This window comes from Pseudomonas sp. F8002 (assembly GCF_013385495.1).
Classification (GTDB): domain Bacteria; phylum Pseudomonadota; class Gammaproteobacteria; order Pseudomonadales; family Pseudomonadaceae; genus Aquipseudomonas.
Genome location: NZ_JACAPW010000002.1, coordinates 189640 through 204706, shown reverse-complemented (window position 1 = coordinate 204706; position 15067 = coordinate 189640). Strand labels below are relative to the sequence as shown.

The 15067-nt window shown below is 64.2% G+C and carries 11 protein-coding genes; all 11 read right to left on the bottom strand.

Translation table 11 applies throughout. The features are described from left to right. Nucleotides 1-40: 40 nt before the first annotated feature. Nucleotides 41-802, bottom strand: a complete 762-nt coding sequence (locus HX811_RS03325; RefSeq protein ID WP_087692380.1) for a PIG-L deacetylase family protein — start codon at nucleotides 800-802, stop codon at nucleotides 41-43. A gap of 187 nt (nucleotides 803-989) precedes the next feature. After that, nucleotides 990-1649, bottom strand: coding sequence for a glycosyltransferase family 2 protein (locus tag HX811_RS03320; RefSeq protein ID WP_003207526.1), 660 nt, complete (start codon nucleotides 1647-1649; stop codon nucleotides 990-992). Beyond that, nucleotides 1646-2245 carry an SAM-dependent methyltransferase gene (locus tag HX811_RS03315; RefSeq protein WP_177039914.1) on the bottom strand — a complete coding sequence of 200 codons (600 nt, stop codon included), beginning with the start codon at nucleotides 2243-2245 and terminating at the stop codon, nucleotides 1646-1648. The genes HX811_RS03320 and HX811_RS03315 overlap by 4 nt, the downstream gene beginning before the upstream one ends. Beyond that, a complete protein-coding gene (locus tag HX811_RS03310; RefSeq protein WP_177044748.1) occupies nucleotides 2242-3000 on the bottom strand; it encodes a PIG-L deacetylase family protein in 759 nt (252 codons plus the stop codon). The genes HX811_RS03315 and HX811_RS03310 overlap by 4 nt, the downstream gene beginning before the upstream one ends. Next, entirely contained in the window at nucleotides 2997-3995 is a 999-nt protein-coding gene (locus HX811_RS03305) for an acyl-CoA dehydrogenase family protein (protein ID WP_177044747.1), read from the bottom strand. The genes HX811_RS03310 and HX811_RS03305 overlap by 4 nt, the downstream gene beginning before the upstream one ends. A gap of 1 nt (nucleotide 3996) precedes the next feature. Next, complete coding sequence (gene glgX, locus HX811_RS03300; RefSeq protein ID WP_003207536.1) at nucleotides 3997-6156, bottom strand: glycogen debranching protein GlgX; 2160 nt, start codon at nucleotides 6154-6156, stop codon at nucleotides 3997-3999. A gap of 123 nt (nucleotides 6157-6279) precedes the next feature. Then, entirely contained in the window at nucleotides 6280-6546 is a 267-nt protein-coding gene (locus HX811_RS03295) for a DUF2934 domain-containing protein (protein WP_003207537.1), read from the bottom strand. A 23-nt stretch (nucleotides 6547-6569) separates the two neighbouring features. After that, a complete protein-coding gene (locus HX811_RS03290; protein ID WP_177044746.1) occupies nucleotides 6570-9326 on the bottom strand; it encodes a malto-oligosyltrehalose synthase in 2757 nt (918 codons plus the stop codon). Further along, complete coding sequence (gene malQ, locus HX811_RS03285) at nucleotides 9323-11407, bottom strand: 4-alpha-glucanotransferase (RefSeq protein WP_177044745.1); 2085 nt, start codon at nucleotides 11405-11407, stop codon at nucleotides 9323-9325. Before malQ ends, HX811_RS03290 begins: the two co-directional genes overlap by 4 nt. Continuing rightward, on the bottom strand, nucleotides 11404-13155 hold the full coding sequence (gene treZ / locus HX811_RS03280; protein ID WP_177044744.1) for a malto-oligosyltrehalose trehalohydrolase: 1752 nt from the start codon (nucleotides 13153-13155) through the stop codon (nucleotides 11404-11406). The genes malQ and treZ overlap by 4 nt, the downstream gene beginning before the upstream one ends. A 16-nt stretch (nucleotides 13156-13171) precedes the next feature. Continuing rightward, nucleotides 13172-14731 (bottom strand): glycogen synthase GlgA, encoded by a 1560-nt coding sequence (gene glgA, locus HX811_RS03275; RefSeq protein ID WP_177044742.1) that lies wholly within the window; start codon nucleotides 14729-14731, stop codon nucleotides 13172-13174. Nucleotides 14732-15067 lie beyond the last annotated feature (336 nt).

Below are 15067 nucleotides of genomic sequence, written 5' to 3'. Positions count from 1 at the left end.
GCTACTGTCAGAAGTTACAGGTATAGACGAGTGGGTGCGCCTACAAAAATACAATCTCATAGGGCTCGCGCATGCGCTCCAGCAGCACCTGCGCCAGGATCGGCGCCAGGCCGATTTCCGGGTCGCCTGCCAGTTGGCTGGCATAGGCGTGGGCGGCGTGCAGCTTGCGGGCGACGCTCCAGGTGTCGAGCCGCACCTTGCGCGCGCGCTGCCAGGGGATGGCGGCGGTTTCCCGAAGCGGCCAGTGCCACGCCCAGATCGGCAGTTCGTGCAAGCGCACGCCCTTGACTGCGCAGGCTTTGGCAGCGGCACGGCCGACGGCGTCGTGGTCGTCATTGCCGTCGTTGCGCCAGGTGGTGAACACCACGTCGCCGGGCTGCAGGTAGCGCGCAATGAACTGGCTCATTTGCTGTTCCCGCGCGGCCAGGGCGTTGTCGGCGAAACCGCCGCGGATCCATTTCAGGCTGTGCAGGGGCACGCCCAGGCGGCGCAGGGCTTCGACACTTTCCTGGGGCCGCACCACGCTCAAGCGTTTGGCCGGCCACACGGTAGACCCCGGATGGCTGGCGCTGCCGTCGGTGATGGAGATCAGTTGCAGGGAGTATTCAAGGGTGCTGAGCAATTGCAGCAGACCGCCGCAGGCGATCACTTCATCGCCGGGATGCGGGGCGATGATCACCACGCGGGCGCCCTTGGGCACCAGGGTTGCGGGGTTGATGGCAGGGATTTGCGCGAGTTGCGGGGCGCTGTTCCAGATTTGCGCGGGGCCCCGGCGGTTGTCACTTAACAGTGCAGGCTTCATGGGTGTCACGTCCTTGTTTATCGGTGGTGCAGGCCGTACCCCGTTGACGGGACGGCTCTTGTGGTACGCGAGCGTCAGGTACTGCACGCTCGCGGCGCGACGGCGTTCCAACCCTGGATTGCCGTGCAAGGAATAGTGATGATAGTTATGAATCGCCGCTTTAACACCGCCGGGTGTCGCAATTTTTTCAGGAGGCCTGCATCAGGCTCTTCAGGTAATCACCGAAGCCGCCCTGGGCGCGACAATCCAGGCGGGCACTGGTAATCACCTGGGGCGAGTGGCTCCAGGCAATGGAAGCCCCGCAGCGCTCCAACTGGCGCACCAGCTCCACGTCTTCATGGCAGGGCAGGGGCTCGAAACCGCCGGCCCGCACGTAGGCGCCGGCACTGACGCCCAGGTTGGCGCCGTGGATATGCCGATGCCCGTCCCGGGCGGTGTAGGCCTGGTGATAGCGAATCTGCGCCGCCGGGTCGAAGCCCTCGCTCCAGGCGTCCACCGTCACCGTGCCGCACACCGCATCCACGCCCAGGGCCAGTTGCGCCACCAGCCAATCGGGAGCGACGCGGCTGTCGGCGTCGGTGCAGGAAATCCAGCGCGCGCCGTTATTAAGCAGGTGCCGCGCACCCACGCCGCGCACGTGGCCCACGTTTCGCGCCTGCACTTCCAGGCTGTGCACCTGGTATTCGCGGGCGATCATGGCGCTGCGGTCGCTGCAGCTGTCGAGCACTGTCAGAATCTGCACCTCTTCACCCAGCAGGCCCGGATGACTGGCGGCGACCATCGCAGCTTTCAGGCATTCGGGCAGCAGTTTTTCTTCGTTATGCACGGGTATCAGGATGCCGATCATCGCAGTCCCTCCAGGGTCGCAACCGTGGTGCCGTCGCGGCTCCACAAATCCAGTAGAAAATCGCTTTCGTGATGCTGCGCCAGATGTGGCATGCCCAGGCGCTGGCCGAGGCGCGCATGCACCTGTTCGGCGGTCTGCGGGCAGCCTTCGATGATCGGGCGCCAGTGGCAGGCGAGGATTTGTCCGTCAGGCGTCAGGGAGGCGAGGGCGCGATCGATCAGCCCATCGAAATCCTTCGGGTCCAGGTAGTAGCAAAGCTCGCTGAGCACGATCAGCTCGAAGGTTTCGCTGGGCCATTGCTGCGGCAGGCGGCTCTGCTGCACGGTGGCATGGCTGAAACCCCGCAGCCGCGCCTGTGCCAGGCTGACCGCCGCTTGCGCCGTGTCACAGCAGAGCAGGCGGTCACAGCGCGGGGCCAGCTCGAAGCTCAGTTCGCCATTGGCGCAGCCGGGTTCAAAGATCGAGGCATAGCGCGGTCGGGTCAGCAGCGCCAGGGTCAGGGCCCGCTTGCGCTGTTCATACCAGCGTTGCCGAAAGGCCCAAGGGTCGTCGTTGCCGGCAAACAGCTCGTCGAAATAGGGCGTGGCGACACTCATACGAACACCACTTCAAAAGGTTGCAGCAGGCGCTCCAGCACATAGGGCGCGAGCACCGGCGGCAGGCCGATCTGCGGGTCGCCTTCCAACTGGCTGGCGAAGGCATGGATGGCGTGCCGTTTACGGGCCACGGCTTCAGGTGTCAGGGGGATTTTACGAGCGCGATCCCAGGGCACCTGGCTGTCTTCCGGGGTTGCCCAATGCCAGGTCCACACGGGCAGCTCGAGCAAGGTTGCGCCCACCGTCCGGGTCGCCTTGGCACTGGCACGGCCCACGGCCTCGTGGTCGCAATGGCCGTCTTCGCGCCAGGTGGTGAAGACCACGTCGCCGGGCTTGAGGTAACGCTCGATAAAGCGGCTCAGGTCTTCTTCACCTGCGGCGACCTGGCTGTCGCTGAACCCGGCCCGCAACCATTTCAGGCTGTGCAACGGCAATCCCAGCCGGTGCAGGGCCTGCGCCGACTCTTGCGGCCGCACCACGCTCAGGCGTTCCACCGGCCAGCGGCGGGAGCCGGGGTGACTGGCGCTGCCGTCGGTGACGGAGATCAGCAGGATAGGGCGATCCAGCGCGGCAAGGCCTTGCAACAGGCCGCCGCAGCCCAGGACTTCGTCATCCGGATGTGGCGCGATGATCACGGCGCGGCTGCCTTCAGGCACCAGTTCGGCAATGTCTACGCAAGGCAGCTCGGCCAGTCGCGACGAGCCTTGCCACACATGCAAGGGCGTGCCCTGGCCGACGATTGGATTGATCTTCATAGTTCCCATCTCCCTGGGCGCTCATCGGCGACTTGTTGACCAAGGGCGGCCAGGTCGCGCTCGGCGTGACTTTGCCGCAGGTACACCGGCAAGTCGGCCATCAACTGGGCAAAATGCGGGTCCTTGCAATACGGCCCGGCGCCCAGTGCGCGGCCGACATGGTGAATCACCTGGTCGACGGTTTCTTCGATACAGGCCCGTGCCTGTTGTGCCAACAGCTGGGCATCTGCCTTGGGCTGCCGGTCGATATGGGTGGCGCTGTCGCGCAGCACACAGGCCGCGCTGTGCAAGGCACTGTCGACGCTGCCAAGGTGCGCCATGGCGTGGGGCTCCGGGCGTTTTGCACACTGCTCGCGCAAGGCCTCCGCCAGGCGTTGTGCCGCGCCGTACCAGCAGGCGGCGATGCCGATGCCGCCTTGCCAGAAGCCCGGGCGTGCCAAATAGTCCCCAGGCTTGCCGATGGCCAGGCCAACGGCGTCGTGGAAAAGCACTTCAACACTGCCGGTAGCGGCCATGCCCACGGCGGCCCAGCCCTCATCGGTGACGGTTACGCCGGGCTGGTGCATTTGCACTGCAACCAGTTGCTGGCGATCCTCTTCATCCCACGCCGTGAGCAACCCGTGGCTGACCACCGCCGCGCCCGAGCACCAGGCCTTGCGGCCCTCCAGCCGCACACGTTGGCCGTCACGCCGGATCCGCACCTTGGCGGTGGGCGGCTCGGCCGCCCACATGCCCCACGTGCTGCCAACCGGCGGCAAGGGGCTGTCGAGTTCAGCGATGATCGCCAGGGCGTCCGTGTGGCCTTCAAACAACTTGCACAACCGCAGGTCATGGCCGGCGACTTGCGCCAGCCGGCTGAAGCGTTCCAACGTTTGTCCGCTGCCCGGCAAGGGCAACTGGTCCAGGCCTTCCTCCACCAAAGCCCTCAGCGCAGCGCCAAGGGCCTGGGTGTCCGGGTAGTCCCGGTAGCCGCGAAGAAACTCATGCAAGGCCATGTCACACCTCGTCCTCATGCTGCAATTCAAACAGCAGCAGCGAACGCCCGGTGACCGCGTATTCGTGATCGAAATCGAAGCGTTCCTGGCCACGCACTGCCGGCTGGTTGGTGTCGAGCATGCAGGTCCAGAAGCCGCCATCCGGCACCGGTGGCAGGCGGAAATTGACCATGTCGTGGTGGGCATTGACCACCAGCAACAACGTGGCATCGGCCCCCGGGCGGCGAATCCCGGTTTCCTGGGCGCGGCCATCCATCAGCATGCCCAGGCAACGGCCATGGCTGTCCTGCCATTGCTCGATGGTCATTTCATCGCCGCTCGGCGCGAGCCAGGTGACGTCCTTGACCCCTATATCTTCGTTGTAGTCGCCCACCAGGAAGCGCCCGCGACGCAGGATCGGGTACGCCAGGCGCAACTTGATCAGGCGCTTGACGAACTTGAGCAGGGCCTTGCCGTCTTCATCCAGTTCCCAATTGATCCAGCCGATCTCGCTGTCCTGGCAGTAGGCGTTGTTGTTGCCGTGCTGGGTCCGGGCGAACTCGTCACCGGCCACCAGCATTGGCGTGCCCTGGGCCAGCAGCAGGGTGGCGAAGAAATTGCGCATCTGGCGCAGGCGCAGCGCGTTGATTTCCGGGTCGTCGGTAGGGCCTTCGACACCGTGGTTCCACGACAGGTTGTTGTTGCTGCCGTCCTGGTTGTTCTCGTCGTTGGCTTCGTTGTGTTTGTCGTTGTAGGACACCAGGTCGTGCAGGGTGAAACCGTCGTGGGCGGTGATGAAGTTCACCGAGCTGTACGGCCGGCGGCCGCGCTGGTTGAACATCTCGCCCGAGGCGGTCATGCGTCCGGCGAAGTCGGCCAGTTGGCCGTCGTCACCTTTCCAGAACGAGCGCACGGTGTCGCGGAAACGGTCGTTCCATTCCACCCAGCCCGGCGGGAAACCGCCGACCTGATAGCCGCCGGGGCCGCAGTCCCACGGCTCGGCAATCATTTTCACCTGGCGCAGCACCGGGTCCTGGCGGCAGGCCACGAGGAAGCTGTGGCGCTCGTCGAAACCGTCGCGGTAGCGGCCAAGGATGGTTGCCAGGTCGAAGCGGAAGCCGTCGACATGCATCTCGGTCGCCCAGTAGCGCAACGAGTCGGTGACCATTTGCAGTACGCACGGGTGGCTTAGGTCGAGGGTGTTGCCGGTGCCGGAATCGTTGATATAGAAGCGCTTGTCATCGGGCATCAGGCGGTAGTACGAGGCGTTGTCGATGCCGCGCATGGACAGCGTCGGGCCTTGCTCGTTGCCTTCGGCGGTGTGGTTGTAGACCACGTCCAGGATCACTTCCAGCTTGGCTTCGTGCAGGTGCGCGACCATTTCCTTGAACTCGGCGATCTTGCCGCTGGCCAGGTAGCGCGGGTCCGGGGCGAAGAAGGCGATGCTGTTGTAGCCCCAGTAGTTGGTCATGCCTTTTTGCAGCAGGTGCTGGTCGTTGACGAAGGCGTGCACCGGCAGCAACTCGACCGATGACACACCCAACTGGCGAATGTGCTTGAGCACATCGTCGACCATCAGCCCGGCGCAGGTGCCGCGCACTTCCTCAGGCACCGAAGGGTGGCGCATGGTGATGCCGCGCAGGTGGGTTTCATAAATGATCGTGCGATCCCACGGCGTGCGCACTGGCTGGTCGTTGCCCCAGGTGTGGGCCGGGTCGATGACTTTACACTTGGGCACGAAGGGCGCGCTGTCGCGTTCGTCGAAACTGAGGTCGGCGTCCGGATGGCCGATGGTGTAGCCAAACAGGGCCTCGGACCATTTGAGTTCGCCCACCAGCTGTTTGGCGTAGGGGTCGATCAGCAATTTGTTGTGGTTGAAGCGATGACCATTGGCCGGGTCATAGGGACCATACACGCGGTAGCCGTAGATCAGCCCTGGGTGGGCGTCGGGCAGGTAGCCGTGGAAGGTCTCGTCGGTGTATTCCGGCAGTTCGATGCGCTCCAGCTCGACTTCGCCGCTGTCGTCGAAGATGCACAGTTCGACTTTGGTGGCGTTGGCCGAGAACAGCGCAAAGTTGACCCCCAGACCGTCCCAGGTCGCGCCGAGAGGGAAGGGCAAACCTTCACGAATCCGCGACGGCTCGTTTTCCGGCGTCGAGTTGGGCTTGTTGGGTTTGCTCATTGAGATGCTCCTGCAAAAGGGTTTTTCCGGGCCGAACGGGGCCATTCCGGCGTGATGCCGGGTAGATATCGGTAGTTGGATAGCCTCCTGCGGTGCGGGCGCACCTGCAGGAGGATCTTTGGGTCAGGGTGCCTTGGGCTTCTTCGCAGCAGGCTTCTTCGCCGCCGGCACTGCGCTTGGCTTGGCTGCCGGTTTGGGCGCTGCCGCTGCGGGCTTGGCTTTTGGCTTGGCCTTGGCGGCGGCCTTCGGTGCCTTGGATGGCGTCAGCGCTTCGGCTTCCGCCAGTTTGCGCGCCATTTCCCAGTGTCGTGCGTCCTCGCCATGGGGTTTACCTTCAGATTCCCAGATCTGATGTGCCAGTTCGCGGATGCGTTTGTCTTCAGTACTCATCGCAATGCTCCTCACAGAAAATTTCAGCTTTCTTGATCATCAGGATTGATAAAGACATTGACCGGGAAATCCCCCAGGGCAGCGCTGATCATGAGCTCCTTGTTTGGTGTGACTGCGCCTGTTCGGAAAAGTCCCTTCCAATTTTGGGTTGGAGCGGCGAACGGTAATCGGACCCGGGTATCGCCCCAAATCTGCGCGTTGATCAGGGGGTACACACCGTTTTCAAGCAGCCGGTGAGGCCAGCGTGGCACCACCACCAGCAGCTGTTTGCCCTGGTATTCGCGGTAGAAAGCGACCACCCGCTCGGCGTGTTCGCCCACCACTTCCAGAGGCTCGTACGTGCCCTGGCGAAACAGTTGCGGATGCGCCTTGCGCAACCCCAGGACCTGGCTGATCAACGCCTGTTTTATACGCCCGTCATGCCAGTTGAACATCAGCTCGCCGATGTCCGGCGGCGTGTGCAGCCCCTGTTGCCGTGCGGGGTAGTCCACCGGGCGGCGGTTGTCAGGGTCTACCAATGTGAAGTCCCAGAACTCATCACCCTGGTACAGGTCCGGCACGCCCGGCACGGTGAGGCGAAGCAAGGATTGCGCCAGCCCGTTGAGCGCGCCGGCCGGGGCGATGGCCTGGGCGGCCTCGCCGATGGCATCGCGCAGGGTCTTGCCGGCGTCCTCCAGCAACAGCCGTGACAGGAACGCTTCGACACCTTGCTCGTACAACTCGTTGGGTGCGCTCCAGCTGCTGTTGAGCTTGGCTTCACGCAGGGCTTTCTGCTGCCACTGCCACAGGCGCTGGTGATAGTCCGCCAGGCCCTCGGTATCGTCGCGGTGCAAGTCCAGCGGCCAACTGCCCAGCAGCACCTGATAGAGGATCAGTTCGTCACCCGCGGACGGCGTGTTGGCATCGCTGCGCAGGCGGGCGGCGAGGGGGCGCCATTGCTCCACCTGCTCGGCATACCAGTCGGCGGCCTCGCTGAGCACGGCCAGGCGCGCACGGGTATCTTCGCCGCGCTTGTGGTCGTGGGTGGCGGTGGCCAGCAGGTTGTCGGGGAAGGTGCGCAGTCGTTGCTGGTTGACCGCGTGGAAGTCTTCCAGCGGGGCGCTGAATTGTTCGGTGCTGAAACCCACGTCATTGCGCGACAACAACACACCCGAGCGGTAGAACGCAGTGTCTTCCACGGCCTTGGCCGCCGCCGGCGAGGTCAGTTGCTGGAAGCGTACGCAGGCGTGCTTGAGCATCTTGCGTTTGCGGCCCAGGGGGCGGTCGCGCCAGGGTTGGCCGCCGAGCCATTTTTCCAGGTAGTCGAGCACCGGCCAGTCGCCTTCGCTCAAGGTGCTGCGGGCACCGGCCAGGGCTTGCAGGAAAAACACGTCATCCAGTTCGCTGCGGCCCCGGGCGCTGATGTAGGTGCGGTACACCGGGAAATGCACGATCAATTCCTGCAACGCGCGGCGAATTGCACCCAGGGTCAGGTCGCGGCTCATCACATCGTCCCGAGCCACTTGCAGCAGGGCCTGGGCCACACTTTCAAAATCCCCGGCCAGGGAACCCTTGAGGATCTGCTGCCGGGCCAGCCAGGCTTCTTCGATAAATGAAGACGGGCGCTCGGTGTGGCGGGTCCATAACTCGGCCAGGGGTTCGAAGCCCTTCGGGTCATGTTGCAGCAATGACAGCTGGTTCATGAATTCGTAGCCGGTGGTGCCGTCCACGCGCCAGTCTTCACGCAAGGTTTCGCCTTCGCCGAGGATCTTCTCGACGAAGATCGGCAGGTGCCGTCCACTCGCCAGCGAGTCCACCCGGCGGCGCAGCTTGCGGCAGTAACCGCGCGGGTCGGCGAGGCCGTCGATGTGGTCGATGCGCAGGCCGTCGATCAGGCCTTCGCTGATCAGCTGGAAGATCTTGCCGTGGGTCGCTTCGAACACCGCGCTGCGTTCAACCCGCAGGCCGCCCAGCTCGTTGACGTCGAAGAACCGCCGCCAGTTGATATCGTCCGCTGCCGTGCGCCAGCTGGCCAGGCGATAGCTTTGTTGTTCCAGCAGGTGGTGCAGGCGGGCGAAACCTTCGGGCTGGCGGGCGTCGTAGAGGTCGAGGTTCGCTTCGATGGCCTTCAGGGTTTCGGGGTCGCGGGCGGCCTCGATCAGTTCCTGTTTCAGCGCGGCGGCCTGGGGATAGGCGTCCGGCTGGTAGGCCAGGCTGCTGAAGCGATCGGCCAGTGACTTGACGGGCACCAGCTCGCCATATTCCCGCGGGCAGATCGGGAAGCGATGTTCGTAATGCTCGACGTAGAAGCTGCCGTGCTGCGGGTCGAAGCGCAGCGGCAGGGCACCCGATTGCAGGGCTTCGCCGTAGTCGCTGCCAAGGAACGGCATCAGCAGTTGGCCCTTGAGCAGCGGGTCTGGCGAGTGCCATTGAATGTCGAAGAATTCGCTGTAGGGACTCAGGCGACCCCATTCCAGCAAGTCCAGCCACCACAGATTATCGGCACCGCCGACCGCCATGTGGTTGGACACGATATCGAGGATCAGCCCCATGTCATGTTCGCGCAACGCCGCAACCAATCGCCGCAGCGCCGGTTCGCCGCCCAGCTCGGGATTGACGGTGGTGGGATCGACCACGTCATAGCCGTGCATCGAACCGGCGCGGGCGCTCAGCAATGGCGAGGCGTAGAGGTGGCTGATGCCCAGTTCGGCGAAGTACGGCACCAGCGGCACGGCGTCGTCGAGGGTGAAGCCCTTATGAAATTGCAGGCGCTGGGTAGCCCGAAGCGTCAATGCTTTCATCGGTCACGCTCTTGGGCCTGGATGCGCGCCACGGCCAGCAGCTCAAGGCGGCGGGCGGCATTGTCATCATCGAGCAGGGTGGCGGCATCGCCCGGCAGGCGGCGGCGCCAGTTCGGGTGGGTGTCGGTGGTGCCGGGCAGGTTGGATTGTTCCTCGACCCCCAGGGCGTCCTCCAGCGGCAGCAATACCAAGGGTGCGCGGGTGTGGCCCAGGTAGCGCACGCTGGCGTCGATGACGTGGTCGGTTTCGTTGCGCACTTCGTCGATGAAGTTCTGCGGGTCCTGGCTCAAGGCCTGGCGCAGCGCCTGGCGTTCCCGCAGGCGGTGTTCGCTCCATTGCTCGACGGTGGGTGCATCGATCAGGCCCAGCTGGACATTCCAGTCGATATCGCGGCTGTGCCACCAACCGTTGAGGGTCGGCAGGTCGTGGGTGCTGGTGGTGGCCAGCGCGTTGTCCGGCCAATCGAGGATCGGCTTGAACTGGCCGCCGTGGTCTTGTTCGAACAGCAGCACGCGCATGCCGAGGATCGAGCGCGCGATGAGTTTTTCCCGCAGGCCGTCGGGTACGGTGCCGAGGTCTTCGCCGAGGACGATCGCTTGGTGGCGGCTCGACTCCAGGGCCAACAGCCGCAGCAGGTCATCCACCGGGTAATACAGGTAGGCGCCGTCCCGTGGGGAGGCGTCCATCGGGATCACCCACAGGCGTTGCAGGCCCATCACATGGTCGATGCGCAAGCCGCCGGCGTGGGCGAAGTTGGCCCGCAGCATTTCGATAAACGCGCGAAAGCCGTTGCGCTTGAGGCCTTCGGGGGAAAACGCGGAAATACCCCAGCCCTGGCCGGCACGGTTGAGGATGTCAGGTGGCGCACCCACGGTCAGTTCCGCCAACAGTTCATCCTGGCGGCTCCAGGCCTGGCTGCCGCCGCCGTCGGCGCCCACTGCGAGGTCGGCGATCAGGCCGACACCCATGCCGCTGCCGCGCGCCGCTTGTTGCGCGCGTTCCAGGCACCGGGCAATCAGCCATTGGCTGAAGGCGTAAAAGCCGATTTCGTCCCGATTGGCTTCGGCAAACTGCACCAGGGCCGGGCTTTGCGGGCTGTGCCAGTCCTCTGGCCAGTGGCGCCAGTCGAGGCTCTCGCCGTTGGCAGCGCGTTCGGCTTGTACGGCTTCGAAGCGGCAGTGGTTTTCCAGGGCTTCACCGCCAGCCTGGCGGAAGCTCAGGAAGTCGGCATGTTGCGGGTGGTCGCCCTGGCGGAAGTCGTCATACAGGGTGCGCAACAGGCGCTGCTTGGCTTTGGCCGCGGCCGGCCAGTCGATCAGGCTTTGTTGCTCAAGGTCATACAATTCGTCGGCCAGCCCGCTGGCTTCGATGGCAGTTTGCATCGCACGTTCGCCGAGGATGCAGCCGGGGGACGCGTACAAACTGTTGAGGAACAGGCGGCTGGACGGGGAATAGGGGCTGAAGCGCTCGGTGTCGGCGCTGAACATCGCGTGCATGGGGCTGATGGCCAGGGCGTCGGCGCCGCGTTCGGCGGCGGCGCGGGCCAGTTGTTCCAGGGCCTGGGTATCGCCGAAGCCGCCGTCGCCGCTGCGGCGCAGGGAATACAGCTGGGCGCTCAGGCCCCAGGCGCGGGCGGTCTGGGTGTCGACCGCTTCTGCGACGGTGTAGCAATGCGTCGGTGCCACGGCCAGGGTGAAATGCTGGTCGGCAATATGCACTTGTTGGTAGCCGACCGGAATCGAGCCGGGCAATACCGCGTTCTCGTCCAGGCTCAGGTCCAGCACGCTGGAGTCTTCGAGGTGAATCTGGCACGGCGTACCGGGGGCGAAGTAGCGCGCCAGGTCCAGGCCGGCGCCGCTGTCGACGGTCATCAGGGGCGGCAGGTGCTTGTCTTGTTGCACGCGTTCGAGGTCCAGCAGGCTGGCTTCGATCTCGGCGTCGCTGTCGGCCGGGTGGCCCAGGCCTTTGAGCACGGCGCGCAGGGCGTCGGGCTTTACATGTTGCGGGCGGCCATTCGCGTCGATCCAATCGACGGCCAGGCCCGCTCGGCTGGCGAGTATTTCCAATTGCGCGTCGCTCAAGGGTGCTCTCCAACAGGGGAATGGGTGAGGCTGACGCGGGCGCTGAGGGGAGCCAATTGTTCGGCCCCGCTGGCCTGCGTCACAAATAGGAGGTGCTCGGCAGCCGGGTAGTTCAGAGAATCGGCGCTCAGGTTGAGGTCGATCTGCAACAGGCTGCCATTGCCCAGGCGCCAGCGCGCCGTGACCGCGCCCTGCGCCAGCACGTGCGCACCCAGGGCCATGCTGCCGGGCAGGTGCGGCACGATATGTTGGTGGCGCAGGCTCAACAGGTGCCGGTAGAGCTGCGAGTCGCCGCAGTCGGCGAGGGCGGGTGCCGAGCGGCGGAAGGTTTGCAGGGAGTTGGGGTCGGGAATGCGTTCGCGGCGTTCGGGGTCGCTGAACGCGGCGAAGTCGGCAAACTCGTTGCGCCGGCCTTCACGTACCGCCTCGGCCAGTTCGCCGTGATGGTCGGTGAAGAACAGGAACGGCTCCTCGGTGTTGACTTCATCGCCCATGAACATCAGCGGGATCATCGGCGACATCAGCAGCAAGGTCGTCGCGGCGCTCAGGGCCTGGGGCGAACACAGTTGATGCAGGCGTTCGCCCAGGGCGCGGTTACCGATCTGGTCGTGGTTCTGCAGGAACAGCACAAAGGCGCTGGGCGGCAGGTGCCCGCTGGGCTCGCCGCGCGTGTGGCCGTGGCGCGTGGTGTGGCCCTGGTAGATAAATCCTTCGCTCAGGCAGCGCGCCAGTTTGCCCGTGGGGTCCTGGGCGAAATCGCTGTAGTAGGCGTCGGTTTCGCCGGTGAGCAGCACGTGCAGGGCGTTGTGGCCGTCATCGTTCCACTGGGCGTCGAAACCGCTTTCCAGCAGGCTGGCCTGGTTGAATTCGTTTTCCAGCACCAGCCACACATGCCGCCCCGTGTCGACTTGCTGGCGTACTTTTTGCGCCAGCTCCTGCAGAAATTCGGGATCGTTGATGGCGTGCACGGCGTCCAGGCGCAGGCCGTCGAAGCGGTATTCCAGCAGCCACATCAGGGCGTTGTCGATGAAGAAATCCCGGACCTCCCGGCGATCAAAGTCGATGCCCGCGCCCCAGGGCGTGTGCACGTCTTCGCGAAAGAAATCCTTGGCGTAGGTGCCGAGGTAGTTGCCGTCGGGGCCGAAGTGGTTGTAGACCACATCGAGGATTACCGCGAGGCCATAGTGGTGCGCACTGTCGATCAGCTGTTTGAGCTGCTCGGGCGAACCATAGGAGGATTGGGGAGCGTAGGGCAGGACACCGTCGTAACCCCAGTTGCGTTCGCCGGGGAACTGCGCGATGGGCATCAGCTCAATGGCGGTGACCCCCAGTTCGGCGAGGCGCGGCAGTTGTTTCTCGACCTCGGCGTAGCCCCCCAGTACGCCCACGTGTATCTCGTAGATCACCGCTTCGTGCCACGGCCGGCCTTGCCAGTGGCTTTGGCGCCACTGATAGGCCAGGGGGTCGACCACCACGCTGAAGCCGTGAACGTCCGTGGCCTGTGCCCGGGAAGCCGGGTCGGGAACGTCCTGTTCACCGTCGATGTTGTAGCGGTAGCGGGTGCCCGGCGGGCATTGCAGCTGCACCACAAACCAGCCATCGGCCTGGGGCAGCATCGCTACCGATTTTCCTTCCTCAAATTCTACGCTGACATAAAACGCGTCTGGCGCCCATAACGCGAAGCGGGTGTGTTCCGCATCCAGCATGATCGCGCCGTGGGGCCAGGTTTCCAAAGTCCGTGACGGCATCTATGAAGACCTCTTTTTACTGTTTCCCCGATCTTCCCAGCGCTTTCGCTACCAGTTGCTCATAAAGTTCGGCATAGGGTTCCACTGCCTGGCACCAGTTGAACGGTGCGGCCATAGCCCGGCAACGCATGGCGTTGAGCAAGCCTGGGAAGGCGAAGACCTTGAACGCGCGGTTCAGGGCCGCTTCGTAGCTTTCGACAGTGGATTCGTTGAACAGGAAGCCGGTGACGCCATCCTCGATGGTGTCGGCCAGGCCGCCGGTGTTGCGAGCGACCGGCAACGAGCCGAAGCGCTGGGCGTACATCTGGCTCAGGCCGCAGGGTTCGTAACGGGATGGCATCAACAGGAAGTCGCTGCCGGCGAACATGCGGCGCGCGTCGGTCTCGTTGAAGCCGATGCGCACGCCGATCTGGCCGGGAAAGCGCAGGGCCAGGGCACGCATGGCTTGTTCTTCTTCCGGTTCACCACGACCGATAATCGCGATCTGGCCGCCATTTTCGACGATGAAACTGGCGACCGCCTCGGTCAGGTCCAGGCCTTTCTGGTAGACCAGGCGCGATACCACGGCGAACAGCGGGCCGGTGGAGTCGTGCAAGCCAAACAGGTTGCGCACATGGGCGGCGTTTTGTGCCTTGCCTTCCCAGTCACCAATGTTGAAAGGGTGGGTCAGGTGCGGGTCGGTGGACGACTCCCAGCTTTCATCAATGCCGTTGGGAATGCCGCTGAGCAAGCCTTGCTGGGTCTTGCTGGCGAGAAAGCCATCCAGACCGCAGCCAAATTCGGGGGTGGTGATTTCCTGGGCGTAGGTGGCGCTGACCGTGGTGATATGGCTGGAATACGCCATGCCGGCCTTCAGGAATGACAGCTTGCCGTAGAACTCCATGCCTTCTTGCTGCAAGGCGTGTTCGGGAATCCCCAGTTCCGGGCACGAGGCCAGGCTGACCACGCCCTGGTAGGCGAGGTTATGAATGGTGAACAGCGTTGGAGTGCGTGACCCACGCCAGTGCATATAGGCAGGCGCCAGGCCAGCTGGCCAGTCATGGGCGTGCACCAGGTCCGGGCACCAGTGGATCTGCGCCAGGTTGGCGGCAATATCGGCGGCGGCCAGGCCCAGGCGGGCGAAGCGGATATGGTTGTCGGGCCAGTCGCGGCCGTTGTTGGCGCCGTAGGGCGTACCTTCGCGCTCGTAAAGCTCGGGGCAGATCAGCACGTAGATAACCAGGCCGTCCTTGAGGTCCATGCGCCCGATCTTGCACGGTGGCAGCGCGGCGTGGCCCCCCAGCTCACCGATGATATGAATCGGGTTGTCGCTGTCCAGCACCTGCGGGTAGCCGGGGATCAGCACGCGCACATCGTGCAGGTGCGCCATGGCGCGGGGCAGGGCGGCGGACACATCACCCAGGCCGCCGGTTTTCACCAGGTCGGCCAGTTCGGAAGTGACAAACAGCACTTTTTTGCGATTGGGATTCACACGTGGGACCGGCCGCACCGTGTTGGGAAGGTCGGCCAATGAGGTCGGCCCGCCAACCGGCTGACTAAAACGCTCTCCCTGAGTATCTACAGCGGCACTGATCATAGTTCTCTCCCGAGTTCTGGTCGGCTGATGGCATATGGCAATCAGCGAAGGTTGACCGCGTCCTGCGGCCAGGCGCACAAGCGCTACACAGACTGGCAAGCCTTATGCCAGTTGTGCTGGAGTCTTAAATAGAGTGGATGGACGGGCGTTCGGTGGGAACCGTCAGCACTCGCCTTACCTTAAACCTGACCTGTGGCAGAGTTGGAAAGTTTCGATTTTTTGCGGGGTTTTTGTTTTGGATCGGACCCATCGGTCATGAGTCTAGGACAGATCCCAGAGCCTGTGGGGTCTGTGGGGTATTTTTGTAGGACAAATTTTTTTCATGAGCCCCGTAGC